At 67.3% G+C, this 25,473-nt stretch carries 22 protein-coding genes; 15 read left to right on the forward strand and 7 right to left on the reverse strand.

The features are described 5' to 3' along the window. Positions 1-310: 310 nt before the first annotated feature. The 3 genes from prpE to K5L94_RS04110 all read left to right on the forward strand — a co-directional run bounded on the left by prpE (position 311) and on the right by K5L94_RS04110 (position 4,018). Entirely contained in the window at positions 311-2,191 is a 1,881-nt protein-coding gene (gene prpE / locus K5L94_RS04100; RefSeq protein ID WP_053448886.1) for a propionate--CoA ligase, read from the forward strand. Positions 2,192-2,412: 221 nt separating this feature from the next. Further along, positions 2,413-2,916 carry a hypothetical protein gene (locus K5L94_RS04105; protein ID WP_053448887.1) on the forward strand — a complete coding sequence of 168 codons (504 nt, stop codon included), beginning with the start codon at positions 2,413-2,415 and terminating at the stop codon, positions 2,914-2,916. A gap of 46 nt (positions 2,917-2,962) precedes the next feature. Continuing rightward, entirely contained in the window at positions 2,963-4,018 is a 1,056-nt protein-coding gene (locus K5L94_RS04110) for a suppressor of fused domain protein (RefSeq protein WP_053512107.1), read from the forward strand. A gap of 66 nt (positions 4,019-4,084) precedes the next feature. On the opposite strand, the gene K5L94_RS04115 is transcribed toward K5L94_RS04110, so the two are convergent. The 5 genes from K5L94_RS04115 to K5L94_RS04135 form a co-directional block, all read right to left on the reverse strand. Then, positions 4,085-4,696: a glutathione S-transferase N-terminal domain-containing protein gene (locus K5L94_RS04115; RefSeq protein ID WP_004154511.1), complete on the reverse strand. Its 612-nt coding sequence runs from the start codon at positions 4,694-4,696 to the stop codon at positions 4,085-4,087. Between the two features lie 84 nt (positions 4,697-4,780). Next, positions 4,781-5,239: a cell wall hydrolase gene (locus tag K5L94_RS04120; RefSeq protein WP_004154513.1), complete on the reverse strand. Its 459-nt coding sequence runs from the start codon at positions 5,237-5,239 to the stop codon at positions 4,781-4,783. A 296-nt stretch (positions 5,240-5,535) separates the two neighbouring features. After that, complete coding sequence (locus K5L94_RS04125) at positions 5,536-7,566, reverse strand: NADPH-dependent 2,4-dienoyl-CoA reductase (protein ID WP_274512027.1); 2,031 nt, start codon at positions 7,564-7,566, stop codon at positions 5,536-5,538. A 379-nt stretch (positions 7,567-7,945) separates the two neighbouring features. Next, entirely contained in the window at positions 7,946-8,578 is a 633-nt protein-coding gene (yczE, locus tag K5L94_RS04130; RefSeq protein WP_053448890.1) for a membrane protein YczE, read from the reverse strand. A 111-nt stretch (positions 8,579-8,689) separates the two neighbouring features. Beyond that, positions 8,690-9,709 carry a zinc-binding alcohol dehydrogenase family protein gene (locus K5L94_RS04135; protein ID WP_164088039.1) on the reverse strand — a complete coding sequence of 340 codons (1,020 nt, stop codon included), beginning with the start codon at positions 9,707-9,709 and terminating at the stop codon, positions 8,690-8,692. 357 nt (positions 9,710-10,066) lie between these two features. Between K5L94_RS04135 and K5L94_RS04140 the strand changes: the two genes are divergently transcribed. The 4 genes from K5L94_RS04140 (at position 10,067) to K5L94_RS04155 (ending at position 13,132) form a co-directional block, all read left to right on the forward strand. Continuing rightward, positions 10,067-11,155 (forward strand): OmpA family protein, encoded by a 1,089-nt coding sequence (locus K5L94_RS04140; RefSeq protein WP_053448892.1) that lies wholly within the window; start codon positions 10,067-10,069, stop codon positions 11,153-11,155. Positions 11,156-11,374: 219 nt separating this feature from the next. Then, on the forward strand, positions 11,375-11,881 hold the full coding sequence (locus tag K5L94_RS04145; RefSeq protein ID WP_053448893.1) for a hypothetical protein: 507 nt from the start codon (positions 11,375-11,377) through the stop codon (positions 11,879-11,881). Positions 11,882-11,901: 20 nt separating this feature from the next. Next, on the forward strand, positions 11,902-12,711 hold the full coding sequence (locus K5L94_RS04150; RefSeq protein ID WP_274512028.1) for a pseudouridine synthase: 810 nt from the start codon (positions 11,902-11,904) through the stop codon (positions 12,709-12,711). Positions 12,712-12,796: 85 nt separating this feature from the next. Further along, positions 12,797-13,132: a hypothetical protein gene (locus tag K5L94_RS04155; protein WP_053448895.1), complete on the forward strand. Its 336-nt coding sequence runs from the start codon at positions 12,797-12,799 to the stop codon at positions 13,130-13,132. A 122-nt stretch (positions 13,133-13,254) separates the two neighbouring features. Here the strand turns inward: K5L94_RS04155 and kbl are convergent, their stop codons facing one another. Beyond that, positions 13,255-14,463: a glycine C-acetyltransferase gene (gene kbl / locus K5L94_RS04160; protein ID WP_164088092.1), complete on the reverse strand. Its 1,209-nt coding sequence runs from the start codon at positions 14,461-14,463 to the stop codon at positions 13,255-13,257. A 198-nt stretch (positions 14,464-14,661) separates the two neighbouring features. Between kbl and K5L94_RS04165 the strand changes: the two genes are divergently transcribed. Further along, entirely contained in the window at positions 14,662-15,354 is a 693-nt protein-coding gene (locus tag K5L94_RS04165) for a TorF family putative porin (RefSeq protein WP_053448896.1), read from the forward strand. Positions 15,355-15,552: 198 nt separating this feature from the next. Here the strand turns inward: K5L94_RS04165 and tdh are convergent, their stop codons facing one another. Further along, positions 15,553-16,575: an L-threonine 3-dehydrogenase gene (tdh, locus tag K5L94_RS04170; RefSeq protein WP_008267065.1), complete on the reverse strand. Its 1,023-nt coding sequence runs from the start codon at positions 16,573-16,575 to the stop codon at positions 15,553-15,555. A gap of 292 nt (positions 16,576-16,867) precedes the next feature. Between tdh and K5L94_RS04175 the strand changes: the two genes are divergently transcribed. From K5L94_RS04175 to K5L94_RS04205, 7 genes are all read left to right on the forward strand, one after another. Further along, entirely contained in the window at positions 16,868-19,033 is a 2,166-nt protein-coding gene (locus K5L94_RS04175; RefSeq protein WP_053448897.1) for a S46 family peptidase, read from the forward strand. A 179-nt stretch (positions 19,034-19,212) separates the two neighbouring features. Continuing rightward, a complete protein-coding gene (locus K5L94_RS04180) occupies positions 19,213-19,857 on the forward strand; it encodes a histidine phosphatase family protein (RefSeq protein WP_008268389.1) in 645 nt (214 codons plus the stop codon). Between the two features lie 41 nt (positions 19,858-19,898). Next, positions 19,899-21,170: a bifunctional tetrahydrofolate synthase/dihydrofolate synthase gene (gene folC, locus K5L94_RS04185; protein ID WP_274512029.1), complete on the forward strand. Its 1,272-nt coding sequence runs from the start codon at positions 19,899-19,901 to the stop codon at positions 21,168-21,170. Between the two features lie 81 nt (positions 21,171-21,251). After that, a complete protein-coding gene (locus K5L94_RS04190; protein WP_053448899.1) occupies positions 21,252-22,307 on the forward strand; it encodes an SPOR domain-containing protein in 1,056 nt (351 codons plus the stop codon). Positions 22,308-22,350: 43 nt separating this feature from the next. Next, positions 22,351-23,112, forward strand: a complete 762-nt coding sequence (locus K5L94_RS04195) for a CvpA family protein (protein ID WP_053448900.1) — start codon at positions 22,351-22,353, stop codon at positions 23,110-23,112. A gap of 30 nt (positions 23,113-23,142) precedes the next feature. Then, entirely contained in the window at positions 23,143-24,609 is a 1,467-nt protein-coding gene (gene purF / locus K5L94_RS04200; protein ID WP_008265108.1) for an amidophosphoribosyltransferase, read from the forward strand. Between the two features lie 12 nt (positions 24,610-24,621). Beyond that, the gene (locus K5L94_RS04205; protein WP_204303699.1) at positions 24,622-25,443 is read left to right on the forward strand and encodes a ferritin-like domain-containing protein; all 822 of its coding nucleotides are present in this window, start codon (positions 24,622-24,624) and stop codon (positions 25,441-25,443) included. The last annotated feature ends 30 nt before the right edge of the window (positions 25,444-25,473 follow it).

Below are 25,473 nucleotides of genomic sequence, written 5' to 3' on the forward strand. Positions count from 1 at the left end.
CACCCACCAGAGCAGAGTGCCGTTCCGACAGTTCGCGGAAAACTGTCGAAGGCGGGGTGGGCCCGGTTGAGGGGGCGTGAGCCGCATGGATGCGGCGACCGAGCTTACATGGACGTACTTGCAGCGTCCCCCTCAACCGGGCCCACCCCGCCATCCCCCAGTAACCCAGCTTTTGACGTTGACGTTGATTCTGCAGGTGCAGGGCTGCAAGCCCTGCAGGACAAAACCCACCCCCTACCAAGGTAGGGCGGCCCGCGCGGCAGCGCCGGACTATCCTCGAAGCCATGACTTTGTCTGGGAGGGCTGCGTCATGAACTACGAGGAAACCTACCGTCGCTCGATCGACGAGCCGGAGGCCTTCTGGGGCGAAGAAGCCAAGCGCATCCATTGGCACAAACCGCCGCAGCAGGTGCTCGATTACAGCAACCCGCCGTTCCGGCGCTGGTTCGTCGGCGGCGAAACCAATCTCTGCTACAACGCCGTCGATCGGCACCTGGCCGAGCGCGCCGACCAGCTCGCGCTGGTGGCCATTTCCACCGAAACCAACAGCACCCGCGAGATCACCTATCGCCAGCTGTATCGCGAGGTGAATGACTTCGCTGCCGTACTCAGGCACCTCGGCGTCGGTCATGGTGACCGCGTGGTGATCTACATGCCGAACATGGCCGAAGCCGTGTTCGCGATGCTCGCCTGCGCACGCATCGGTGCGGTGCACTCGGTGGTGTTCGGCGGCTTTGCAGCGCATAACCTGGCGCTGCGCATCGACGATGCGAAACCGAAACTGCTGATTGCCGCCGATGCCGGCATGCGCGGTGGCAAGCTGATTCCGTACAAGGCGATGGTCGATGCGGCCTGCGCCGAGGCCAGTGCACCGCCACCGCACGTGCTGATCGTCTCGCGCGGGCTGGACGCCGCCGAACCTAGGGTGCCGGGCCGCGATGTGGAGTACGCCACGCTGCGCGCGCAGATCGGTGAGGTCGATGTGCCGGTGCAGTGGCTGGAGTCCAGTGAGCCGAGCTACCTGCTGTATACCTCCGGTACCACCGGCAAGCCGAAAGGCGTACAGCGCGATGTCGGCGGCTACGCGGTGGCGATGGCGCAGTCGATGGAGACGGTGTTCGACTGCAAGCCGGGCCAGGTGATGTTCTCCACCTCCGATGTCGGTTGGGCGGTAGGCCATTCCTACAACGTGTACGGCCCTCTGATCGGCGGCTGCACCTCGCTGTTGTACGAAGGATTGCCGACCAACCCGGACCCGGGCATCTGGTGGGCGCTGTGTGAGCAGTACAACGTGCGCACGATGTTCTCCTCGCCCACCGCCATCCGCGTGCTGAAGAAGCACGATGCAGACTTCATCCATCGCCACGATCTGCGTGCGCTGAAGTACCTGTTCCTGGCCGGTGAGCCGCTGGACGAACCGACCGCGCACTGGATCAGCGATGCACTGGGCAAGCCGATCATCGACAACTACTGGCAGACCGAAACCGGTTGGCCGGCGCTGACGCTGTTGCCGGGGCTGGACATGAAGCCGGTGCGCTTCGGTTCGCCGGGCTTCCCCAACCTCGGCTACCGCATGAAGGTGATCGACGAGAACACCGGCGAGGAAGTCGCTGCGGGGCAGAAGGGCGTGCTGGTGGTCACCCCGCCGTTGCCGCCGGGCTGCATGAGCACGGTATGGAACGACGACGGCCGTTTCCTGCAGAGCTACTTCAGCCACTTCAAGGAACTGCTGTACAGCTCGCTGGACTGGGCCATCCGTGATGACGATGGCTACACCTTCATCCTTGGTCGCACCGACGATGTGATCAACGTGGCCGGGCATCGCTTGGGCACGCGCGAGATCGAGGAGGCCATCTCCAGTCATCCGCGCGTGGCCGAGGCGGCCGTGATCGGGGTCAAGGATGAACTGAAGGGGCAGGTGCCGCTGGTGTTCGTCACCCTGAAACAGGGCCTTGGCGGCGAGGATCCGGCGCCGGTGGTGGCCGAGATGATGGCGACGGTGACCACTTCGCTGGGCGCGGTGGCGCGTCCGGCGCACGTGCATGTGGTCAACGCATTGCCCAAGACCCGCTCCGGCAAGCTGCTGCGGCGCTCATTGCAGGCGCTCGCCGAGCAGCGCGATCCCGGCGACCTGTCGACGCTGGACGACCCCGGCGCGCTGGAGGAGATCCGCCGGGCGCTGGGGCGCTGACCCGGTAGTGCCGGCCGCTGGCCGGCAACCTCGGCATGCAGGATTGCCGGCCAGCGGCCGGCACTACCCAAGCCTGCCAGGACTTGCGCTAAGCTCGCCCTGTCATCGGTCTGCAACAGAGCCTGCGCTTCGGGGAAGCTGCGCAGGCTCCGACGGTGGCAACCAGGGGGTGTGCCCGGCACGGGCGCGCTGGCTTTGCGCATCGAGGATTGGGGGGATGCATGGCATTGCTGCACGCCAAGACGGCCGCTGGCCGTCAGGAAATCGAAGACCGCGGCCGGCGCCTGCCGGCGGCACTGCGTTCGATCCTGTTGATGGTCGATGGCCATCGCGATGACAACGAACTGCGTGGCTTGTTCGAAGGGCTGCGCGCACCACCGGATGCACTGGAACAACTGGTCGCGCAGGGCCTGATCGAAGCCATCGGTGGCAGTGCCGACGCTGTGCCGACGCGTGCGATCAGCACAGGCCGCGAACAGGACCCGGCGTTGTACCAGCAGCTGTACGACGCGATGAGCGAAGCGGTGCGTCGCCATCTCGGCCTGAAGGGCTACTTCATCCAGTTGAAGATCGAGCGTTGCACCGATGCGCTGGCGCTGGAACGCCTGTGCCCGGAACTGCTGGCCGCAGTGGGCAAGGCGCGCAGCCCGGCGTTGGCGCAGCGCTGGTGGCAGGAAACGCAGGCGGCCTTGGTGAATGGTGGCAATGAGGTCGTACAGGCCTGAACCACCGCGTAAAGTGACCGGTTCACTTCCCCACAAGGAGTCCCGCGTGCAGGACGACCACGACGACACCGATACCCCGGGCTGGGACGCGATCAACGCCGCGCTGGCGCCGTTGTATGCAGGCCAGGAACCGCGTCATTACGGCACTGCGCTGCCGTATACGCTGGGCGGGCAGGATCCGCTGGATGGCATCAGTGTGTACTGGGCGGATGCGCCGGTGCCGCACTGGCACTACATCACCTACGGTTTCTCCGAGCTGTACGCCAAAGAGAGCAGTGATGCCGACGCCAGTGGCTACGGGTTCGAGCTCACCTTCCGCCTGGCGGCCGTAGACGGTGAGAGCGCAGGCAGCACGCCGCCGGCGTGGCCGATGAACCTGCTGCAGAACCTGGCGCGCTATGTGTTCGGCAGCGGCAACGTGTTCGAGGATGGCCACCACCTCAACGCCAACGGTCCGATCGCGCTGGAGACCGGCACCCGGCTGTGCCACCTGGCCTTCATTGCCGATCCGCAGTTGCCGGCACGTGATACCACCAACGGCCACCTGCAGTTCCTGCAGCTGGTCGGCTTGACCGATGAAGAGATGGAGGCGGTCAAGCGCTGGTCCACGCGCGGCGTGCTGCAGGCGCTGCAGCCGGCGATGCCGCTGTGGATCAGTGACCTGCAGCGCGGCAATCTGCTGGACGATCCGGCGCTGGCCGCGCAGGTGCAGGCCGGCAGCGAGCGCGAGGGCTCCAGCACCGGCATGCTGTTCATCGAAACGCTTGATTGGCGACAGGAGGCCGGCATCACCACCCTGGTGCTGGGCGCCGGCCAGGTCGCCAGCGTGTGCGAACTGCTGCCGCTGCGCCTGCGCCATGGCAAATCGCTGGAACTGGTCAGCCGCGAACGGCAGTGGGAGTTCATTGCGGCCGGGGGCGGTGAAGCCAGCGAGGTGTCTGCCGACAGCGCGCGCTGGGCGCTGGATGCGGCCGGATTGCAGGCGTTGGCGAGCGTGCGTGCCGAACGCGGGATCTATCCGCTGGCAGGCGCGCTGCGCATTGAAGTGGTGCCGACCTACCTGCGCGATGCCAAGGGCGAGGTGATCCGCCAGATCGGCTGAGATCCCGTTCCCCTCGAGTCAGTTCGGAGCCGCTCGCATCGCGAGCGGCTCCACCCTCATACAGGGTCAGGCCAGGCCCTCTGCCTTCAGTGCGGCCTGCACGCCGGCGTCGGCGTCCATGCGCGCCTTGTAGGCGGCCAGGTTGTCCAGGCCGGACAGGTCGACCTTGGTGCCAGCGGCCCAGCGCAGGGTGATGTAGAAGTACGGATCGGCGTAACTGCGGAAACCGGCCAGCCACGGCTTGTCTGCCAGCTGCTTGTCAGCGGTTTCGAACAGGCCACGCAGGCGCTTGTGCGCAGCGGCGCGGATGGCGTCGAACTGGCTTTCGTCGGCGATGAACTTGCCCGGTGCGAACAGCGGCGAGAAGGCCGGATGCACGTCCGAATTGACGAAGGCCAGCCAGCGGGTGGCTTCGGCGCGCTGGCGCGGGCTGCCGTCACCGCCGAGGCCGGCCTGCGGGTAGCTGTCGGCGATATAGCCCATGATGGCGGCGTTCTGCAGCAGCACGAAGTCGCCGTCGACCAGCGCGGGTACCGCACCGGCCGGATTGATCTTGAGGAATTCCGGACCCTTCAGGGTGTCCTTGTTCAGCAGTTCAACCTCGAACGGCTGGCCGGTCCACTGCAGGGCGATGTGGTCGGCGGTGGAACAGGCACCGGGCTTGCTGTACAGCTTCATGGGAACTCCAGGTGATGCGGGCGGGAAGCGCCCACTATCCCAGAGCCTGCCGGCGGGCGGCAACGCTGCCGCCAGCACGGATCGTTACGACTGCCGTGGCTTGAGGTTCTGCACCTTATAGAAGGTGTGATCGCCGATGGTGGCCACCTGGTAGGCGTTGCGCCAGTTCGGGCTGGCGATCGACAGCGCGGCGAAGTGGCTGGCACCCGGCACGATCTCGCGGCGCTCGCCGGCCGGCAGCGCCCAGTTGCGCTCGGCGTCGAAGGCGACGTTCATCGCCTCGCTCCATGCGGCGTCATTGCCCAGCTGGGTGCCGGGGGAGACGATGGTCGGCGCGAACTGCTTGCGTGCGGTGACTACCTGGCACATCGAGTCGCCCCACAGGCCACTGTCGAGGCGGCGCAGGGCGACCTCGGCGACGGCCTGCTGGCCGCGCAGGGTCTGGTCGCGGGCTTCCAGGTACACGGTGGTGCTCAAACACAATGAATCAGCGGCCGGCTGCGGCAACAACTGCGACAGCCAGAGAATCCAGGCCAGTTTCATATAACTCCTTGCTCCGTATGGGCCGCACCTCTCGGTTCCCGCAGCGGGGGCTGCGGGCCGGGGTACGACTTGGCGTCATGGGGAGGCGGCCATCGGGGCCGCCCCGTGGGCGGCCCCAAAAGAAACGATCAATACCGATCGAGGGGGCCGCGCCGGCTCACCGGAAACTGGCTGGTGAGCGGAAAGATGGCGCAAGGTAGGGGGGTATAGCCGAACGCATCATGAATCATCCGGCTTGACATTCAGGTTCGGTAGGGGTGACGAAAATCACATTCCGCCCCCCATTCAGGCACGCATCAGAGCGCGGCGGCAACCCGGCTGCCCTGGTCGATGGCCCGTTTCGCATCCAATTCGGCGGCCACGTCGGCGCCGCCAATCAGCTGTGCGCTGATGCCGGCGGCCTGCAGTTCGGCCTGCAGTGCGCGGTTCGGCTCCTGCCCGGCGCAGATCACCACATGGTCGACCGGCAGCAGCTGCTCGCTGCCTTCGACGCGGATGCGCAGGCCCTCGTCGTCCACGCCGAGGTACTCGACGCCACCCAGCATGCGTACGCCCTTGGCTTTCAACGTGGCGCGGTGGATCCAGCCGGTGGTCTTGCCCAGCCGCGCCCCCGGTTTGCCGGCGCTCCGCTGCAGCAGCCAGAGGCGGCGTGGCGAGGCCTCGGGCTGCGGCCGGGCCAACGCGCCGCGGGCCTCGAAGGTGGCATCCACGCCCCACTCGGCCATCCAGCGCTGCGGGTCCAGCGACGGCGATTCACCGGCGTGGCTGAGGAACTCGCCGACATCGAAGCCGATGCCGCCGGCGCCGATGATCGCCGCGTTGGCACCTACCTCGACCCGGCCCAGCAGCACGTCCAGGTAGCTGACCACCTTGGCGTGGTCGGCACCGGGGAAATCGACCTTGCGCGGGGTGATGCCGGTGGCCAGCACCACCTCGTCGAAGCCGGCCAGCTGCGCAGCGTCGGCACGGGTGCCCAGGCGCAGCTGCACCCCGGTTTCGGTCAGTTTGTGCCGGAAGTAGCGCAGGGTCTCGTAGAACTCTTCCTTGCCCGGAATACGCTTGGCCACGTTGAACTGGCCGCCGATCTCCTCGTGGGCATCGAACAGGGTGACCTGATGGCCGCGTTCGGCGGCGACGGTGGCACAGGCCAGCCCGGCCGGGCCAGCACCGACCACGGCCACCTTCTTCGGCGTGGTGGTCGGGCGGTAGACCAGCTCGGTCTCGTGGGCCGCACGCGGGTTGACCAGGCAGCTGGCCAGCTTGTTCTCGAACACGTGGTCCAGGCAGGCCTGGTTGCAGGCGATGCAGGTGTTGATCGCCTCGGCGCGGCCGGCGCGGGCCTTGTTGGCCCAGTGCGGGTCGGCCAGCAGTGGGCGCGCCAGCGACACCATGTCCGCACCGCCATCGGCCAGGATGCGTTCGGCCACTTCGGGCATGTTGATGCGGTTGGTGGCCACCAGCGGCAGCGTCACGTGCGGCTTGAGCTTGGCGGTGACGCCGGCAAAGGCCGCACGCGGCACCGAAGTGGCAATGGTTGGAATGCGCGCTTCATGCCAGCCGATGCCGGAATTGATGATCGTCGCGCCTGCGGCCTCGACGGCCTGTGCCTGCTGCACGATCTCCTGCCAGTTGCTGCCGTCCTCGACCAGGTCCACCAGCGACAGGCGGTAGATGATGATGAAGTCCGGACCGCAGGCTTCACGGATGCGGCGCACGATCTCCACCGCGAAGCGCATGCGCTGGCTGGCGTCGCCGCCCCAGCGGTCGCTGCGCTTGTTGGTGCGCGGCGCGATGAACTCGTTGATGAGGTAGCCCTCCGAGCCCATCACTTCCACGCCGTCGTAGCCGGCCTCGCGGGCCAGCTTCGCGCTGCGCGCGTAGTCGCTGATATGCCGTTCGACGCCGCTGGCCGACAGTGCGCGCGGCGTGAACGGGTTGATCGGTGCCTTCAGCTTCGACGGTGCCACTGACAACGGGTGGTAGGCATAACGGCCGGCGTGCAGCAGCTGCAGGCAGATCTTCGCGCCGTGCTGGTGCGCGGCGGCGGTGAGCTGCCGATGCGGGCGCACTTCCCAGGGCCAGGACAGCTTGCCGCCGAACGGCTTCAGCCAGCCGACCACGTTCGGTGCGAAGCCGCCGGTGACGATCAGGCCGACGCCGCCCTCGGCGCGCTCGGCGAAGTAGGCCGCCAGCCGCGGGAAGTCGCGCGCGCGATCCTCCAGGCCGGTGTGCATCGAACCCATCAGTACGCGGTTGCGCAGCTGGGTGAAGCCCAGGTCCAGCGGGGTGAACAGGTGGGGATAGGCGCTTTCGTTGGCTGGCGACATTGTCGATACGCTTGCGTACGGAAGCGCGCAGCGTGCCGCGAAACGGCGGCCGGGGCAAGGGTTGCTTCGCTGGGTCGTGCCGGCCGCTGGCCGGGAACGCTCGGCACATGCGTGCTGTCGCTCCCGCAATTCGCTGCGCGAACCGCGGGCCCCACTTACCGGCCTCCACGCCCCCGCGCCTGCGGCGCTGCCCCCGAACTCCGGGGGCGGTAGTGCCGGCCGCTGGCCGGGTACGCTCGGCACATGCGTGCTGTCGCTCCCGCAATTCGCTGCGCGAACCGCGGGCCCCACTTATCGGCCTCCACGCCCCCGCGCCTGCGGCGCTGCCCCCGAACTCCGGGGGCGGTAGTGCCGGCCGCTGGCCGGCATCCCGATCAGCTCAGGGCGATTGCGGTTGCCGGCCAGCGGTCGGCACGACCGGGGCGGGCCGGCCGATGCCGAACCAGCCCAGCGTTACTCCGCACAGCGGACCGATCAGCAGGGCGAAGGCCAGGGTGCCGAGGCCGACGTTGCCGCCCAGCCACCAGCCCAGCAGCAGCACGCTGCCCTCGATCAGGCTGCGCACCTTCCAGATCGGCCAGCCGGTGCGGGCGTGCAGGCCGGTCATCAGGCCATCGCGCGGGCCCGGGCCGAGCTTGGCGCCGATGTACAGGCCGGTGGCCAGGGCGACCAGCAGCATGCCGGCGCAGAACATCGCCAGCTGCCAGCCGAGGCCGACGGCAGGCGGCAGCAGCCACAGCCCGAACTGCGCGGACGGGCCGATCAGCAGCACGTTGAGCACGGTGCCGACGCCCGGCTTCTGCCGCAGTGGCCACCACAGCAGCAGCACCAGAGCACCGATCACGTTGGTGGCGAGGCCAAACGAAAGTGGGGTCTGTGCGGCGATACCCTGTGACAGCACGTCCCATGGCGCGACTCCGATCGCGGCACGGATCATCAATGAGGCGCCGAAGCCGTACAGGAACAGGCCGACAATCAGTTGCAGCAGGCGCAGGGGCAGGGCGGTGGGCATGACGGGGCTCGGGGAGGGAGGATCTGTTCCCACCGTAAGCTCGATTTAGTCGCTTCCATAGATACAGATGGCGGCCAATCCGACCGCACAGGTGGATGCGCCGCGCCGGCGTCAGTCGTCCCAGCCTGCCAGCGCCAGCTTGCCCACCGTGCGGCCGCTGGCCAGGCGTTGATGCGCGCTGTCCAGGTTGGCTGCATTTATCCTGCCCAGCGTTTCGCTGAGGGTGCCGCGCAGCTGGCCGGCGTCGATCATGCTGGCCGCGCGGCTGAGAATCCGGTGCTGTTCGATGCGGTCGGCAGTGCCGAAGCGCGAGCGCGCGAACATGAATTCCCAGTGGATGCCGATGCACTTGGCCTTGTAGGGATCGCCGATGCGCAGCGCACCGCGCGGTTCGACGATCAGGCCGACATGGCCCTGCGGTGCCAGCAGCTGGCCCAGCTCATCCCAGTAGTGGTCGGTGTCGGCCAGGTTGAGCGCGACCTGTACCGCATCGATGCCCAGCGCCTGCAACTGCGGGAGCAGCGCATGCCGATGGTCGATCACATGCTGGGCTCCCATCTGCCGGCACCAGTCAACCGAGGTTTCGCGGGACGCTGTGGCGATCACCTCGAAGCCTGCGTGGCGGGCCAGCTGGATCGCCATCGAGCCGACGCCGCCTGCGCCGCCGATTACCAGCAGGTGCTGGCCGGCATGACGGCGGTCATCCAACTGCAATGGCATGCGCTGGAACAGCAACTCCCAGGCGGTGAGCGTGGTCAGTGGCAGGGCCGCGGCTTCGGCGAAATCCAGCGTGGTCGGTTTGCGTGCGACCAGGCGTTCATCCACCCACTGGTACTGGGCGTTGCAGCCCGGGCGAGTGACATCGCCTGCGTAGTAGACCTCGTCACCGGAGGCGAACAGGCTGGCCTCGTCACCGATCGCCTCGACCACGCCAGCGGCATCCCAGCCCAGTACACGGGGCGTTGCGAGCGTGGCCGGATCGGTGGCGGCACGCTGCTTGCCGTCGACAGGGTTGACCGAGACCGCTTCGACCCGGACCAGCAGATCGCGGCCACTCGGAGGCAGCGGTGGTGGCAGGCGGACATCGCACAGGGAAGGGGCGGATTCACGACTCAGGGCGACGGCTTTCATCTCGGCTCCGGCTGGGTTCGTGATCCCATCATAAGGTTCCTCACCTTTCCGCAAGTGCGCTGAAGGCTGTGGAGCATCGGGTTGCGCAGCATGTCGTTTTCGCCACTTAAACCCCGTCAAACCCTTGCAGCGCGCGGGTCTTGCGGATTTTCATCATCCTGTATAGGGTTTCAACGTCGGACCGGTGGAGGGTCGGGCGCGATATTTCACATGTTACGGGACTGTTAACATGACCTTCACCCGCCTGAGCATAATGTTCGCGGCGGTGGCGTGCTGAATCGGCTGTCGAACATCGACGCACTAGTGCTGGCCCATGCCTCTACCGGTTTCATACCCCCGAAATAGGAGCTGTACTCAATGAACAAGAAGATCCTTACTGCCGCGCTGCTGGGTGGTCTGGCTTTCGCCCAGGCTGCGTCGGCGCAGGAGTTCGATGACCGCTGGTACCTGACCGGTTCGGCCGGCTTCAACTTCCAGGACAACGACCGTCTGACCAATGACGCTCCGTTCGTGACCCTGGGCCTGGGTAAGTTCATCAGCCCGAACTGGTCGCTGGACGGTGAGCTGAACTATCAGAACCCGAACTTCGATTCGAACAAGGACCAGAACTGGTCGCAGTACGGCGTCTCGCTGGACATGCGTCGCCACTTCATCAAGGAAGGCCGTGGCTGGAACCCGTACATCCTGGGTGGCCTGGGCTACCAGAAGTCGGAAGAGACCTACCCGCTGAGCGCCGCTGGCCCGGGCAAGCGCAAGGACGGCAACCTCGCCGCCAAGGTCGGCGTCGGCCTGCAGACCACCTTCGAGAAGCGCGTTGCCGTGCGCGCCGAAGTGGCCTACCGCGCTGACTTCGACGACCAGAGCATCGCTGCACGCGACGAAAGCTGGTTCGGCGACGTGCTGGCTTCGGTCGGCGTCGTGATCCCGCTGGGCCCGGCTCCGGTCGCGGCTGCTCCGGCTCCGGCTCCGGTTGCCCCGAGCTGCGCCGACCTGGACGACGACGGTGACGGCGTCAACAACTGCGACGACAAGTGCCCGAACTCGCAGCCGGGTCAGACCATCGGTCCGGACGGTTGCCCGGTGCCGGTCTCCATCGACCTGAAGGGCGTCAACTTCGACTTCGACAAGTCGAACCTGCGTCCGGACGCCGTGGCGATCCTGAGCGAAGCCACCGAGATCCTGAAGCGTTACCCGGATCTGCGCGTTGAAGTTGCCGGTCACACCGACTCGAAGGGTACCGACGCTTACAACCAGAAGCTGTCGGAGCGTCGCGCCACCGCCGTGTACAACTACCTGACCAAGAACGGCGTTGACGCCGGTCGCCTGGTCGGCCCGATCGGCTACGGCGAGAGCCGTCCGATTGCTCCGAACACCAACCCGGATGGTTCGGACAACCCGGAAGGTCGCGCCAAGAACCGTCGTACCGAGCTGAACGTCCAGAACTAAGTTCTGACGCTCTGCCAGTAGGACACAGCAGGACCCGGCTTCGGCCGGGTCTTGTTGTTTCTGCGGCCCGGAATTCGGCGTTTCCAACGGTATGACGCGACCGTTCGTCGGTATTTTGTTCGTAAAACCAATGAGTTGCCGTATTCATTGAAAGTGGCGCTTGAAAGATGACGTGGCATTGCTAAACTCGCCGCGTCACTTCCTTCCGTGGATGTCCTCATGCTGCGCTCTGCATCGGCCGCCGTCCTGGCACTGGCCCTGGTTCCCGCCGCCCACGCTGCGGTCGATTGCTCGGTCAACACCAGCGCCGCGCCGCTGCCGTTGCCGGCCACGACCATCGCGCCGGTGGCCGATGAGCTGTACATCCGCGGCAACCAGCTGGGCATGCCCGCCGGCGTGCTGAGCGGCAACTACGATCCGTCGCAGTCGCTGGACCAGGTGCTGCAGCGACTGCGCATCGATGGCTGCCAGAACATCGCCAAGGCCATTCCGAGCGCGCCGGCGGTGAAGCCGAACGATCCGGCCGCCTACAAGCCGCAGACCGAGTTCGACAACACGCCGTGGCGCTTCGACATGAGCCAGAACGGCAAGCGCATGACCGCCGAAGAATTCGACGCCTGGATGAAGGCGCGCGGCGTGCGCGTGGTCAAGGCGCGTCCGGCTCCGGCTGCCACCCCGGCTGCGGCCGAAGCACCGGCTGAGACCAAGCCGGTCGACAAGAAGTAAACGCCGCGGGGAGCAGAGGCTTGCGCACGCGCCGCCCACCTGCCGCCCCCGCCGCCCGCTCCCGCGCACCGCGTGGGCGTGCGACGCCCGCTGCCACCGCCACCGGTGTCCGTCATGGCCTGGCGCGCGTGCTGTCCAAGGCCGGCGTGTGCTCGCGCAGCGAGGCCGCGCGCTGGATCGCCGAAGGCCGCGTTCGGGTGTCCGGGCGCATCGTCCGCGATCCGGAGTTTCCGATTGGCCAGCCGGCGCCGCCGATCGAGGTCGACGGCCAGCCGCTGGCAGCGCCACAACGCCTGTACCTGATGCTCAACAAGCCGCGCGGAGTGGTGACCACCGTGCAGGATGAGCGCGGTCGCGACACCGTGTATCGCTGCTTTGATGGTGCCGGCCTGCCGTGGATCGCACCGGTCGGGCGGTTGGACAAGGCCAGCGAAGGGCTGCTGCTGTTCAGCAATGATCCGCAGTGGGCCGCGCGCCTGACCGATCCGCAGACCGGGCCGATCAAGACCTACCACGTGCAGGTGGATGGCCTGCCCGATGACGCCACCCTGGCGGCACTGCAGGCCGGCGTGGAGGACGAGGGCGAGTTCCTCGTTGCCCAGGCCGTGCGCGTGCTGCGCAGTGGCGACAAGACCGCATGGCTGGAGGTGGTCCTCGACGAGGGCCGCAACCGTCATATCCGCCGCCTGTTGGCGGCCTTCGACCTGCAGGTGCTGCGCCTGGTCCGGGTCGCGATCGGTGGGCTGCTGCTCGGCGATCTCGGCAAGGGCCAGTGGCGGGTTCTGGAGGTCAGCGACCAGCAGCGGCTGGGGGCCGCTGCACCGGGCTGACCATCGCCCGCGGCCGGCGGTTGCCGGCCACCGTTCCAGGCGTAGGGGGCGCCTGGTTGTTGAATTTCCCGAACGGAGCCTGCCCATGTACCACCCGACCCTCAACCAAACCCTGCGCTGCGCAGGCCTGCTGCTGCCGATGGTGCTGCTGACCGCCTGTGGTGGCCACAAGAAGGTGGCCAAGGCGGAAACGCCGGCCGAGACCCCGGTGGTGGAAGTGAAGACCCCGGAGCTGGATGGCCGCGGCAGCTACCGCTTCCTGATGAGCGACGGCGACAGGAAGATGACCGCCGACGAGTTCGATGCCTGGATGAAGGCCAACGGCATCCGCGTTGCCAAGGGCAATGGCCAGGACGCCGCCGCCAAGCCGGTGGTGGTGGCCAGCAAGGATCAGCCCAAGGACAAGAAGAAAAAGAAGTGACGCCTATGGCTGCCGGCCACGGTCGGCACGCCCTCAAGCCCCGGTGGGTGCCGACCCTGGTCGGCACGCTCTGATTGGGGCGGAACCCTTTCCGCAGGAAAGGGATCCGCCCCCGGCCATGATCAGCCCTTGATCACGCCCAGCTCGACGCCGATGCGGGTGAAGGCATCGATCGCGCGGTCCAGGTGCTCGCGGCTGTGTGCCGCACTGATCTGGGTGCGGATGCGGGCCTGGCCCTTGGGCACCACCGGGAAGAAGAAGCCGATCGCATAGATGCCTTCTTCGAGCAGGCGCTCGGCGAACTTCTGCGCCAGCGGCGCGTCGTACAGCATCACCGGGCTGATCGGATGCACGCCCGGCTTCACGTCGAAACCGGCGGCGGTCATCTTCTCGCGGAAGTAGGCGGTGTTCTCGGCCAGCGTGCCGCGCAGGTCGTCAGCGGCGGCCAGCATCTCGAACGCCTTGATGCCGGCGGCGACCACGTGCGGTGGCAGCGAATTGGAGAACAGGTAGGGGCGCGAGCGCTGGCGCAGCAGTTCGATCACCTCGGCGCTGGCGCAGGTGAAGCCGCCCAGTGCGCCGCCCATGGCCTTGCCCAGGGTGCCGGTGATGATGTCGATCTTCTCCAGCACGCCCTTTACTTCGGCCGAGCCGCGGCCGGTGGCGCCGAGGAAGCCGGTGGCGTGGCATTCGTCGATGTGTACCAGCGCGTTGTACTTCTTCGCCAGCGCGGTGATCTCGTCCAGCGGCGCGATGAAGCCGTCCATCGAGAACACGCCATCGGTGGTGATCAGCTTGGTCTTGCAGCCGGCGGCATCGGCGGCCTGCAGCTGGGCTTCCAGGTCGGCCATGTCACAGTTGGCGTAACGGAAGCGCTTGGCCTTGCACAGGCGCACGCCGTCGATGATCGAAGCATGGTTCAGCGCGTCGGAGATGATCGCGTCGTTCTCGCCCAGCAGCGGTTCGAACAGGCCACCGTTGGCGTCGAAGCAGGCGGCATAGAGGATCGTGTCCTGCTTGCCGAAGAAGTCGGCGATCTGATTCTCCAGCTGCTTGTGCAGATCCTGGGTGCCACAGATGAAGCGCACCGAGGCCATGCCGAAGCCGTGGGTATCCAATGCGTCTTTGGCGGCCTGGATCAGGTCCGGATGGTCGGCCAGGCCCAGGTAGTTGTTGGCACAGAAGTTCAGCACCTTGCGGCCGTCGTCGAGGGTGATCTCGGCCGACTGCGGGCTGGTGATGATCCGCTCGGACTTGAACAGGCCCTGGGCGCGGATGGCGTCCAGTTCCTCGGCGTAGTGGCGGGTCAGGGCGGAGGAGGCGTCGGTCATGGCGTGGGCACGGCTCAGCACGGGGAAACCGCTGATTCTACCGGGCAACGATGGCCATCGACCGGGCCGGGCGGGGCACCGCCATGGCCGGCACATGTTGCATCGCAATAGCAAACGGGTTAAAAATTCGTGAACCACGCCTGTCTGGCGCCGGTTGCCCGCTCCCCCTTCCCGCCCCCGCCACCCTCGGAGACGCCCATGAAGCACGCCCGTGCCTGCCTCGCCATTGCCGCCGCCCTGACCCTCGCGCCGTTCGCCGCCAGCGCCCAGGACAACGAATCGCCTTACAGCTGGAATGTCACTGCGGTGTCGGACTACCTGTTCCGCGGCGTGTCGCAGACCGACGAAAAGCCGACCCTGCAGGCGGGCTTCACCTACACCTCGCCGGTCGGCCTGTACGCCGGTGTCTGGGGCTCGGGCGTGGACTTCGGACCGGGCGACCCGAACACCGAGATCGACTACCAGATCGGCTACGGCGTGGACGTCACCCCGCGCGTCAACTTCGACGTGCTGCTGAACCGCTACACCTACCTCGGCGCCAGCAGCCAGAACTACAACGAGCTGGTCACCACCACCACGCTGGACGAGACCTACAAGCTGATCGTGGCCTACACCAACGACCAGTGGAACAGCGGTACCGACGGCTGGTACTACGGCGTCGGCGGCCAGTGGGGCCTGCCGCAGGACTTCACGCTGAACGCCAATGTCGGCCGCAGCAGCTTCGAGAAGGGCCTGGCCAAGGACTACACCGACTGGAACGTCGGCGTCAGCCGCAAGTTCGGCCTGTTCGATGTCGGCCTGGGCTACTACGGCACCGACGGCAATGGACGCGACAACTCCGGCAAGCTCGCACACAGCCGCGTGCTGCTGACCGTGGCCATCGGCAAGTAACGCCGCAGGCGTTACGGCAGGTGCCAGGCTTGCCTGGCACGCTTTGCGAAAAAGGCGCCCATCGGGCGCCTTTTTCAATTCCGCAGTGTTCCTGATCCCGGCTGGGGGGAGCCCCCTTGTTGTTCAAGGGGGCGCGCCAACGGCGCGGGGATAAGGAAACATGCGCGGACTGATTCAACGTGCCGAAGGCACGATGGATCAGTTCCAGCTGAGCACGACCTTGCCGGCCTTGCCTTGTTCCATCAGGTCGAAGCCCTTCTGGAAGTCATCGATCGGCAGCTGGTGGGTCATCACCTTGCCGAGCGGGAAGCCGGACAGCACCAGCTGGGTCATCTTGTACCAGGTCTCGTACATCTTGCGGCCGTAGATGCCCTGCACGGTCAGGCCCTTGAAGATGATCTTGTCCCAGTCGCAGCCGGCGCCCTTGGGCATGATGCCGAGCATGGCGATCTTGCCGCCGTGGTACATGCAGTCGAGCATGTCGTTGAACGCACGCGGATTGCCGCTCATTTCCAGGCCCACGTCGAAGCCCTCCATGTGCAGCTCCTTCATCACGTCCTTCAGCGACTGGTTGGCGACGTTGACCACGCGCGTCGCGCCCATGTCGGCGGCCAGCTTCAGGCGGAAGTCATTGACGTCGGTCACCACCACGTTGCGTGCACCGATGTGCTTGCAGATGCCGGCGGCGATGATGCCGATCGGGCCTGCGCCGGTGATCAGCACGTCCTCGCCGATCACGTTGAATTCCAGTGCGCAGTGCGCGGCGTTGCCGTAAGGGTCGAAGAACGCGGCCAGTTCCGACGGGATCTGGTCGGGGATCGGCCACAGGTTGCTGGCCGGCATCACCATGTATTCGGCGAAGGCGCCGTTGACGTTGACGCCGATGCCGACGGTGTTCGGGCACAGGTGCGGACGGCCGCCACGGCAGTTGCGGCAGTGGCCGCAGACGATGTGGCCTTCGGCCGAGACGCGCTGGCCGATCTCATAGCCGGTCACCGCCGAGCCGAGCGCGGCGATGCGGCCGACGAACTCGTGGCCGATGGTCAGGCCCGGCTTGATGGTGCGCTGGCTCCACTCGTCCCACAGGTAGATGTGCAGGTCGGTACCGCAGATCGCGGTCTTCTCCAGCTTGATCAGGACCTCGTTCGGGCCCGGGGTCGGCACCGGAACCTCTTCCAGCCAGATGCCCTTGGCCGCTTCGCGCTTGACCAGGGCCTTCATCGTTTGCTGCGCCATCGGGGTGGAACTCGTCAGGGGGAAAGCGCGGATTATAGGGCGCCGCGCGGATTTCCCATGTTGCGCTGCGGGTGCAGTGGCGGAACGAAAGGCGTGCGCCGGGGGGCATTTCGAACATGGACGCTGTGCTCGGCGGGCATGGCCCGGCGGATGCGTGAGTGCCGACCAAGGTTGGCTGCTACCGGGGCGTCGGTGCGCCCGGGCCATGACTTCCGGGGTTCGGGGCGGGGCAGGGTGGCGGGCTACAATCAAGGGTTCCACTACCAGGGGTCGCTCCATGCGCTCGAACCTGCTTGCATTCTCCATCGTCGCCAGCCTTGGGCTGGTCCAGGTCGCCCATGCCGCTGAAGGCATGTGGGTACCGCAGCAGCTGCCGGAAATCGCCGGCCCGCTGCAGAAGGCCGGCCTGAAGCTGTCCCCGGAGCAGCTGTCCAACCTCACCGGCGACCCGATGGGCGCCGTGGTCGCGCTTGGCGGCTGCACCGCCAGCTTCGTTTCGCCGCAGGGCCTGGTGGTCACCAACCACCACTGTGCCTACGGCGCGATCCAGCTGAATTCGACCGCCGAGAAGAACCTGATCAAGGACGGCTTCAACGCCCCGAAGCACAGCGATGAGCTGAGTGCCGGCCCGAACGCCCGTGTCTACGTGCTCGACCAGATCACCGACGTCACCGCCCAGGCGAAGGCCGCCATTGCCGCTGCCGGCAACGATCCGCTGGCCCGCAGCCGCGCGCTGGACGCCTTCGACAAGGCCCAGGTCGCCGCCTGTGAAGCCGAGGAAGGCTTCCGCTGCCGCCTGTACACCTTCTCCGGCGGCAACACCTACCGCCTGTTCCGCAACATGGAAATCAAGGACGTGCGCCTGGTCTACGCACCCCCGGGCAGCGTCGGCAAGTACGGCGGCGACGTCGACAACTGGATGTGGCCGCGCCACACCGGCGACTTCTCGTTCTACCGCGCCTACGTCGGCAAGGACGGCAAGCCGGCGGCGTTCTCGGCCGACAACGTGCCGTACCAGCCCAAGCACTTCCTGAAGTTCACCGACCAGCCGCTGGGCGCCGGCGACTTCGTGATGGTGGCCGGCTATCCGGGCCGCACCAATCGCTACGCGCTGGCCGGTGAGTTCAACGAAACCGCCAGCTGGACCTACCCGACCATCGCCAGGCACTACAACGCGGTGCTGAAGATGATCGACGAGGCCGGCAAGGCCGACGCCGACGTCAAGGTGAAGTACGCCGCCACCGCGGCCAGCATGAACAACGTGGCCAAGAACTATGCCGGCCAGCTGGAAGGCTTCAAGCGCATCGACGCCGCTGGCCAGAAGCAGGCTGAAGAAGCCGCTGTGCTGGCCTGGCTGAAGAAGCAGGGCGCCGCCGGCAAGCCGGCCCTGGCCGCACACGCGCAGCTGATCAAGCACCTGGACGCCAGCAAGGCGACCCGCGAGCGTGACCTGTTCGTCGGCCAGTTCAACAACACCTCGGCGGTCAGCGCCGCCATCGGCCTGTACCGCCTGTCGATCGAGCGCACCAAGCCGGATGCCGAGCGTGAAGTCGGCTACCAGCAGCGCGACCTGCCGACCCTGGAAGGTGGCCTGAAGCAGATGGATCGCCGCTATGTGGCGAAGATGGACCAGCAGCTGCAGACCTACTGGCTGGACCAGTACGTCGCCCTGCCGGCCGCGCAGCGCAACAACGATGTGCTGAACACCTGGCTGGGCGGCAGCGATGCCAACGCAGTCAAGGCGCTGGTGGGCAAGCTGTCGGGCACCGAGCTGGGCAGCCTGGACGCGCGCCTGAAGTGGTTCAAGGCCGACCGCGCCGCGTTTGAAGCCAGCACCGATCCGGCCATCCAGTACGCGGTGGCGATCATGCCGTCGCTGCTGAAGCAGGAAGAGCAGAAGAAGATCCGCGAAGGCGAGTCGTTGACCGCGCGCCCGCTGTACCTGCAGGCACTGGCCGACTACAAGAAGAGCCAGGGCGAGTTCGTGTACCCGGATGCCAACCTGTCGCTGCGCATCACCTTCGGCAACGTGATGGGCTATGAGCCCAAGGACGGCGTGGCCTACACCCCGTTCACCACGCTGGAGGGCATCGTCGCCAAGGACACCGGCGTGGATCCGTTTGATGCGCCCAAGGCCCTGCTCGACGCGGTCAAGGCCAAGCGCTACGGCGGCCTGGAAGACAAGCGCGTCGGCTCGGTGCCGGTGAACTTCCTGTCCAACCTGGACATCACCGGCGGCAACTCCGGCTCGCCGGTGCTGGATGCGAATGGCAAGCTGGTCGGCCTGGCCTTCGACGGCAACTGGGAATCGGTCAGCTCCAACTGGGTGTTCGATCCGGTGATGACCCGCATGATCGCGGTCGACAGCCGCTACATGCAGTGGATCATGCAGGAAGTGGCGCCGGCACCGGAGCTGCTGAAGGAACTGAACCTGGCGAAGTAAGCCGGTTGCGGTAGTGCCGGCCGCTGGCCGGCAAATCCCAAAGCCCCGCGACCCACGTCGCGGGGTTTTTTCATGCCCGGCCCGGCCCGGTGCGCCGAACGGGTATCATCCGTGTTCCGCGTACTTCACAGGATGTGAACGAAACGCGGAACCTCCTCCCCCCAGGACCCCTTGCACGCATGCGCATCCTGCTTGCCCGCCACGGCGAAACGCCGTGGAACGCCGAAGGCCGCTACCAGGGCCAGATCGACATCCCGCTTTCGCCGATCGGTGAAGCCCAGGCCCAGGCACTGGGTGCCCGCCTGGCCTCGGTGGACATTACCCGTGCCGTCGCCTCGCCGCTGTCGCGCGCGCAGCGCACCGCGCAGCTGGCGCTTGGCGCTGCCCGCGCCGACATGCTGCTGACCGAGCCGGAGCTGCAGGAAATCGCCCACGGCGAATGGGAAGGGCTGCTGGCCAGCGAGATCCACGAGAAGGACCCGTCGCGCCTGCAGGCCTGGCGCGAGGAGCCGGACACCGTGCTGATGCCCGGCGGCGAATCGCTGCGGCTGGTGCTGGAACGCAGCTGGCGTGGCCTGGCCCGTGCCACCGAAGGTCTCGGTGAGCACGACACCCTGCTGGTGGTCGCCCATGACGCAGTCAACCGGGTGATCCTGTGCAAGGTGCTGGGCCTGCCGATCTCCCGCCTGTGGACCTTCCGCCAGGCCCCGACCACGCTCAACCTGCTCGAAGGCGCCGATCTGGACAGCCTGGAAGTGGTGCGCCTGAACGACTGCGCCCATCACACGCCGTTCTTCGGCGAAGCCAAGCACCGCGCCCTCTGATCCGCCCTTTCGCATCAACTGCTTCTGCTGGAACTGCTGCCGTGACGAACACCCCGACCACCCTGGCCGACTGGCTGGACTACATTGAACGCCAGCACCCGGCGACCATCGACATGGGCCTGGAGCGCGTGCGCGCCGTGGCCACGGCGATGGGACTGGATGCGCCGGCCAAGCGCACCATCGTGGTCGGTGGCACCAATGGCAAGGGTTCCACCGTGGCCTTCATCGAAGCCATCGCGCGTGCCGCCGGCTGGAAGGTCGGCGCGTACACCTCGCCGCACCTGCTGCGCTACAACGAGCGCGTGCGCATCGACGGCCAGGACGTGGACGATGCGGCGCTGGTCGCCGCGTTCAACGCCATTGAAGCGGCGCGCGGCGACATCACGCTGACCTATTTCGAGTACGGCACGCTGGCCGCACTGCGGCTGTTCGCCGATGCCGGACTGGATCTGGCGGTGCTGGAAGTGGGCCTGGGTGGCCGTCTCGATGCGGTCAACATCGTCGATGCCGATGTCGCGGTGATCACCACCGTCGACATCGACCATGCCGAGTGGCTGGGCGAGGATCGCGAAGCGATCGGCACCGAGAAGGCCGGCATCATCCGCGGTTGGAAGCCGGTGATCCTGGGCGAGACCGACCCGCCGTCGAGCGTGCTCGCACGTGCCTATCTGGTCGGTGCCAATGCAATCCGCGGCGGCAGCGACTACTTCTACGAGCCGATCGATGCCCAGCGCTGGCGCTGGCGTGATGTCGGCATGCGCATGGAACTGCCGACCCCGGCCCTGGCCGGCCCGATCCAGCTTGCCAATGCCGGTGCCGCCATCGCCGCGCTGCGCGCGCTGGACAAGCCGGTGCCACGTGCCGCCTGGGCCGCCGGTATCGCCGCGGCGCGCATCGCGGGCCGGATGCAGGCGTTCGAGCGTGATGGCGTGCAGATCCGGGTCGATGTCGGCCACAACCCGCAGGCCGCGGGCCAGCTGGCGCGCGCATTGAAGGCCGAAGTGGTGCCCGGGCGCACCCTGGCGGTATACGCCGCGCTGCAGGACAAGGACGCAGTGGGCGTGGTGCAGGCCCTGCAGGACGTGGTGGGCGAGTGGACCCTGGCCGGGCTCGATGGCCCGCGTGGGCAGGATGCTACCCAGCTGCAGGCACGCCTGGCCGGTACCGTGGCCGCCTCGGCAGCACTGGCCGGCAGCGTCGAGCAGGCGCTGGCACAGGTGCTGGCGCAGGCCGGGCGCGGCGACCGCGTGCTGGTGTTCGGCTCGTTCCATACCGCTGCGGCCGCCCTGCACTGGTTGAGCGGCGAAGCCTGATCTGCGTTCAGCCAACGCCGACGCCGTCCGGTCCGGCACCCGTATAATCGATGGCAACCTCCGGACAGTTGCCTGCCTCACGTGGATACGCCCCTGAAACAGCGTCTGATTGGTGCCATCGTGCTGGTGGCGCTGGCCGTGATTTTCCTGCCGATGCTGGTCAAGGGGCCGGCACCTGACAGTGGTGTCGCCAATGTGCCGATCGCCGCACCCAATGCGCCGGCCGATGGCCAGTTCGAAACCCGCGAGCTGCCGCTGGTCGCGCCGGCAGGCGGCGCCACCGGGCTGCAGACCGGCCAGGCCAGGCCGGTGCAGGAGGCTGCAACGCCTGCCTCACCGCCGACCGTGGACACCTCGCCGGCGGTTGCCGCCGGCAACTATGCGGTCACCTTCGGCGCTTACGGCAGCAAGGCCGACGCCGATGCGGTGATTGCCTACCTGAAGCGCTCGCAGCTGCCGGGCTTCGCCGAGACGGCCACCATCAACGGCCGCCAGGCGTGGCGCGTGCGCGTCGGGCCGTATGCGGACCGTGCCCAGGCCGAGGCCGCGCGCCTGCAGGCGGTGAAGATCCGCGCCGACGTGAAGGCCGAAGTCATTGCCCTGGATGCGCCTGCGGCCAACAGTGCCGCCGTTGCCGCGACTACGGCCCCGGCTGCATCCAGCGCCAGCACACCGGCTGCAGCCACTGCACCGTCGGCCAGTAGCAATCCGGTGCGCAGCGAAAGCCTGCCGCCGAGCACGCCGACGGCCACCACCACTCCGGCAACCAGGCCGGAACCGCCGAAGCCGGCGCCGAAGCCCGAGGCGGCGAAGCCGGAAGCCAAACCCGAGCCGAAGCCCGATGCGACGGCCAGCAAGCCGGCGACGGCCCCGGCGACGCCGGCGGCACCGGCCGCCAGCGGCGTCGGCTTTGCCGTGCAGCTGGGCGCGTTCGGCCAGGCCAACGATGCCAACGCGCTGCGTGACAAGGTCCGCGCCGCCGGCTTCAGTGCCTTCGTCGAGCAGGTGCGCACCGAAAAGGGCACCCTGCACCGCGTCCGCGTCGGGCCGGTGGCCAACCGCGCCGATGCGGAGCAGCTCAAGGCCCAGGTCGCCGCCAAGGTCGGCGTGGCCGGCATGGTCCGACCGCACCCGTGACCGCGCGCGTCGCCCGCTGCAGCCACCGGCAGGAGCGGGCGGCGTGATCGATATCGTGCTGGGCGTGCTGATCGGCGCCTCCGTACTGTTCGGTTTCATCCGCGGCTTTGTCGGCACGGTGGTCGCGCTGGTGTCATGGTTGCTGGCCGGCTGGATGGCCTTCACCTTCGGCAATCAAGCCTCGCACTGGTGGGCGGCCCCCCAGGCACCGGGTACCGGCCACTATCTGGCCGGATACCTGGGCGTGTTCGTTGTGACCGTGGTGGTGGTGGGGCTGATCGGCCTGCTGCTGAAGGCCGCCATCAAGCTGACCCTGCTCGGCGGCGTCGACCGCCTGCTCGGCGGTACCCTGGGCCTGGTCCGCGGGCTGTTCCTGTCCAGTGTCCTGTTGCTGTTGGCCGGTTTCACGGCGCTGCCGGGCGAACCGGCCTGGCAGCAGTCGCAGCTGCGGCCCGTGCTGCAGCCGGCCGTGGCCTGGATGCAGGCCCAGCTGCCGCAACTGGACGAACTGTTGCCGCAGGCCCTGCCACTGGACGGCCTGTTGCCTGTGCAGCTGCCCTTGCCCCTGGCCGAGAATGCCCCATCTACACCGCAGGTGTTGGGCAAGCCGACGGCGACAGGCGATAATGGTGTCCTCAACGCGGTAGTGGCGGGTGGCGGATGGCCGCAGCCCGTGGACGTGGAGCGGGAGCCCCGGCCGGCCCCCACACTGCCCAGCAACATCGAGCCGGCGCCTGCGCGTCCGGCGCGGCCCGCGCCTGCTGCGGGCGCCCCCCCAGGCCAGGTACGGCCACCTTCCCTGTAACTGGGCACAGCCCAGCGGAGACCTCGCACCATGTGTGGCATCGTCGGAATCGTCGGCAACCAGAACGTCGCCGGGCAGTTGTATGACGGCTTGACCGTCCTCCAGCACCGTGGCCAGGACGCGGCGGGTATCGCCACCGCCAGCGGCAGCCGCCTGCGCGTGCAGAAGGCCACCGGCCTGGTCCGCGATGTATTCGATGCGCGCACCATGTCGACCCTGGAAGGCAGTGTCGGCATCGCCCATGTGCGTTATCCCACCGCTGGTTCGGAAGGCATGGACGAGGCACAGCCGTTCTACGTCAATTCGCCCTACGGCATTGCGCTGGCCCACAACGGCAACCTGATCAATACCGAGGCGCTGCGCCAGCAGGTGTTCGAGCAGGACCGCCGCAACGTCAACACCGATTCGGACAGCGAAGTGCTGCTGAACGTGTTTGCGTTCGAATTGGACGCACAGCGCCAGCTCAGCCCGGAAGCCGCGATCCGCGCGGTCGCCGGCGTGCACCGCCGCTGCAAGGGCGGCTACGCGGTGGTCAGCGTGGTGCTCGGCCTGGGCCTGGTCGCCTTCCGTGACCCGCATGGCATCCGCCCGCTGGTGCTGGGCAAGCGCAGCCACGCCGAGGGCGATGAGTACATCGTCGCCTCCGAGTCGGCGGCGCTGGACGTGCTGGGCTTCCAGCGCGTGCGTGACGTGCAGCCGGGCGAAGCGCTGGTGATCACCGCGCGCGGCGAGCTGTTCTCGGAGATCTGTGCCGAGCCGGCCGAGCACACCCCGTGCATCTTCGAATACGTGTATTTCGCGCGTCCGGATTCGATGATCGACAACGTCTCGGTGCACAAGGCGCGCATGCGCATGGGCATCAAGCTGGGCGAGAAGATCCTGCGCCTGCGCCCGGACCACGACATCGACACCATCATCCCGATCCCGGATACCTCGCGCGATGCGGCGCTGGAGATCTCCAACGTGCTCGGGGTGAAGTACCGCGAAGGCTTCATCAAGAACCGCTACATCGGCCGTACCTTCATCATGCCGGGGCAGGGCGAGCGGGTGAAGTCGGTGCGTCGCAAACTCAACCCGATCCACCTGGAGTTCCGCAACCGCGTAGTGCTGCTGGTGGACGACTCGATCGTGCGCGGCACCACCAGCCAGCAGATCGTGCAGATGGCCCGCGATGCGGGTGCACGCAAGGTCTACCTGGCCAGCGCGGCGCCGCCGGTGCGCTTCCCGAACATCTACGGCATCGACATGCCGGCCGCCGAAGAACTGGTGGCGCACAACCGCACGGTGGAAGAAATCGAAGCCCACCTGGGCTGCGACTGGCTGATCTACCAGGATCTGGAAGACATGGAAGCGGCGGTGAGCGAAGGCAACCCGGCACTGCGCAACTTCGATTCGTCCTGCTTCAACGGCCATTACCCGACCGGCATCGAACCGGGCTATTTCGAGCGCATCCAGCAGCTGCGTTCGGACGACGCCAAGCACAAGCGCCGCGCCTGAGGCCCAGGCGTGATGGACGTGCCCGAGGTTGGAGGCGACCTGCTGCGCGCCGCGCAGCGGTGCCTGGCCGAAGCCGATCCGCTGCGCAAGGTCGCGCTGACCCAGGCCTGCGCCGCCGCGTTCCGTGCCGGCCGCCTGAAGGTGGCCGCTGATGCACCGCCGCCGGAGCCGATCCGCATGCCGGGCCGGCCAGCGCAGCTGCGGCTGGTGCATCCGCGTGAAGTGCCGCGGCGCGGACTGGGCGGCGTGGAGGGGCGTGCCGCCTTCATCCACGCCATTGCCCACATCGAACTCAACGCGATCGACCTGGCCTGGGATGCGGTGTACCGCTTCCGCGGCCTGCCGCCGGCGTTCCACGCCGACTGGGTCAGCTGTGCCGACGACGAATCGCGGCACTTCATGCTGCTGCGCGAGCGCCTGCAGGTGCACGGTCACGATTACGCTGATTTCCCTGCGCACAACGGCCTGTGGGAAATGTGCGAGAAGACCGCGCATGACGGCCTGGCACGCATGGCGCTGGTGCCGCGCGTGCTGGAAGCGCGTGGCCTGGACGTGACCCCGGGCATGATCGAGAAGCTGCGTAATGTCGGCGATGGCGATACCGCCGATGTGCTGGAAGTGATCCTGCGCGAGGAAGTCGCGCATGTCGCGGCCGGATCGCGCTGGTACCGCTGGTACTGCGACCGCGACGGTGTCGAGCCGCGCGCGCGTTTCAAGGAGCTGCTGCTGGAGTACGCCGGCGGCTACCTGCATGGGCCGTTCAACATCGAAGCGCGCCTGCTGGCCGGCTTCGATGCCGACGAGCTCGCCAACCTGGTCGAGCAGGCCGGCTGAGAAAAAGGGGACGGAGGTAATTAAGTCGCT

This window comes from Stenotrophomonas forensis (assembly GCF_028752115.1).
Lineage (GTDB): Bacteria > Pseudomonadota > Gammaproteobacteria > Xanthomonadales > Xanthomonadaceae > Stenotrophomonas > Stenotrophomonas forensis.

Bases quoted from the DNA above. Each gene is read 5' to 3' on its own strand.
- prpE (WP_053448886.1), top strand. From the start codon at position 311: ATGAACTACGAGGAAACCTACCGTCGCTCGATCGACGAGCCGGAGGCC.
- K5L94_RS04105 (WP_053448887.1), top strand. From the start codon at position 2,413: ATGGCATTGCTGCACGCCAAGACGGCCGCTGGCCGTCAGGAAATCGAA.
- K5L94_RS04115 (WP_004154511.1), bottom strand. From the start codon at position 4,696: ATGAAGCTGTACAGCAAGCCCGGTGCCTGTTCCACCGCCGACCACATC.
- K5L94_RS04120 (WP_004154513.1), bottom strand. From the start codon at position 5,239: ATGAAACTGGCCTGGATTCTCTGGCTGTCGCAGTTGTTGCCGCAGCCG.
- K5L94_RS04125 (WP_274512027.1), bottom strand. From the start codon at position 7,566: ATGTCGCCAGCCAACGAAAGCGCCTATCCCCACCTGTTCACCCCGCTG.
- yczE (WP_053448890.1), bottom strand. From the start codon at position 8,578: ATGCCCACCGCCCTGCCCCTGCGCCTGCTGCAACTGATTGTCGGCCTG.
- K5L94_RS04135 (WP_164088039.1), bottom strand. From the start codon at position 9,709: ATGAAAGCCGTCGCCCTGAGTCGTGAATCCGCCCCTTCCCTGTGCGAT.
- K5L94_RS04140 (WP_053448892.1), top strand. From the start codon at position 10,067: ATGAACAAGAAGATCCTTACTGCCGCGCTGCTGGGTGGTCTGGCTTTC.
- K5L94_RS04145 (WP_053448893.1), top strand. From the start codon at position 11,375: ATGCTGCGCTCTGCATCGGCCGCCGTCCTGGCACTGGCCCTGGTTCCC.
- K5L94_RS04155 (WP_053448895.1), top strand. From the start codon at position 12,797: ATGTACCACCCGACCCTCAACCAAACCCTGCGCTGCGCAGGCCTGCTG.
- kbl (WP_164088092.1), bottom strand. From the start codon at position 14,463: ATGACCGACGCCTCCTCCGCCCTGACCCGCCACTACGCCGAGGAACTG.
- K5L94_RS04165 (WP_053448896.1), top strand. From the start codon at position 14,662: ATGAAGCACGCCCGTGCCTGCCTCGCCATTGCCGCCGCCCTGACCCTC.
- tdh (WP_008267065.1), bottom strand. From the start codon at position 16,575: ATGAAGGCCCTGGTCAAGCGCGAAGCGGCCAAGGGCATCTGGCTGGAA.
- K5L94_RS04175 (WP_053448897.1), top strand. From the start codon at position 16,868: ATGCGCTCGAACCTGCTTGCATTCTCCATCGTCGCCAGCCTTGGGCTG.
- K5L94_RS04180 (WP_008268389.1), top strand. From the start codon at position 19,213: ATGCGCATCCTGCTTGCCCGCCACGGCGAAACGCCGTGGAACGCCGAA.
- purF (WP_008265108.1), top strand. From the start codon at position 23,143: ATGTGTGGCATCGTCGGAATCGTCGGCAACCAGAACGTCGCCGGGCAG.
- K5L94_RS04205 (WP_204303699.1), top strand. From the start codon at position 24,622: ATGGACGTGCCCGAGGTTGGAGGCGACCTGCTGCGCGCCGCGCAGCGG.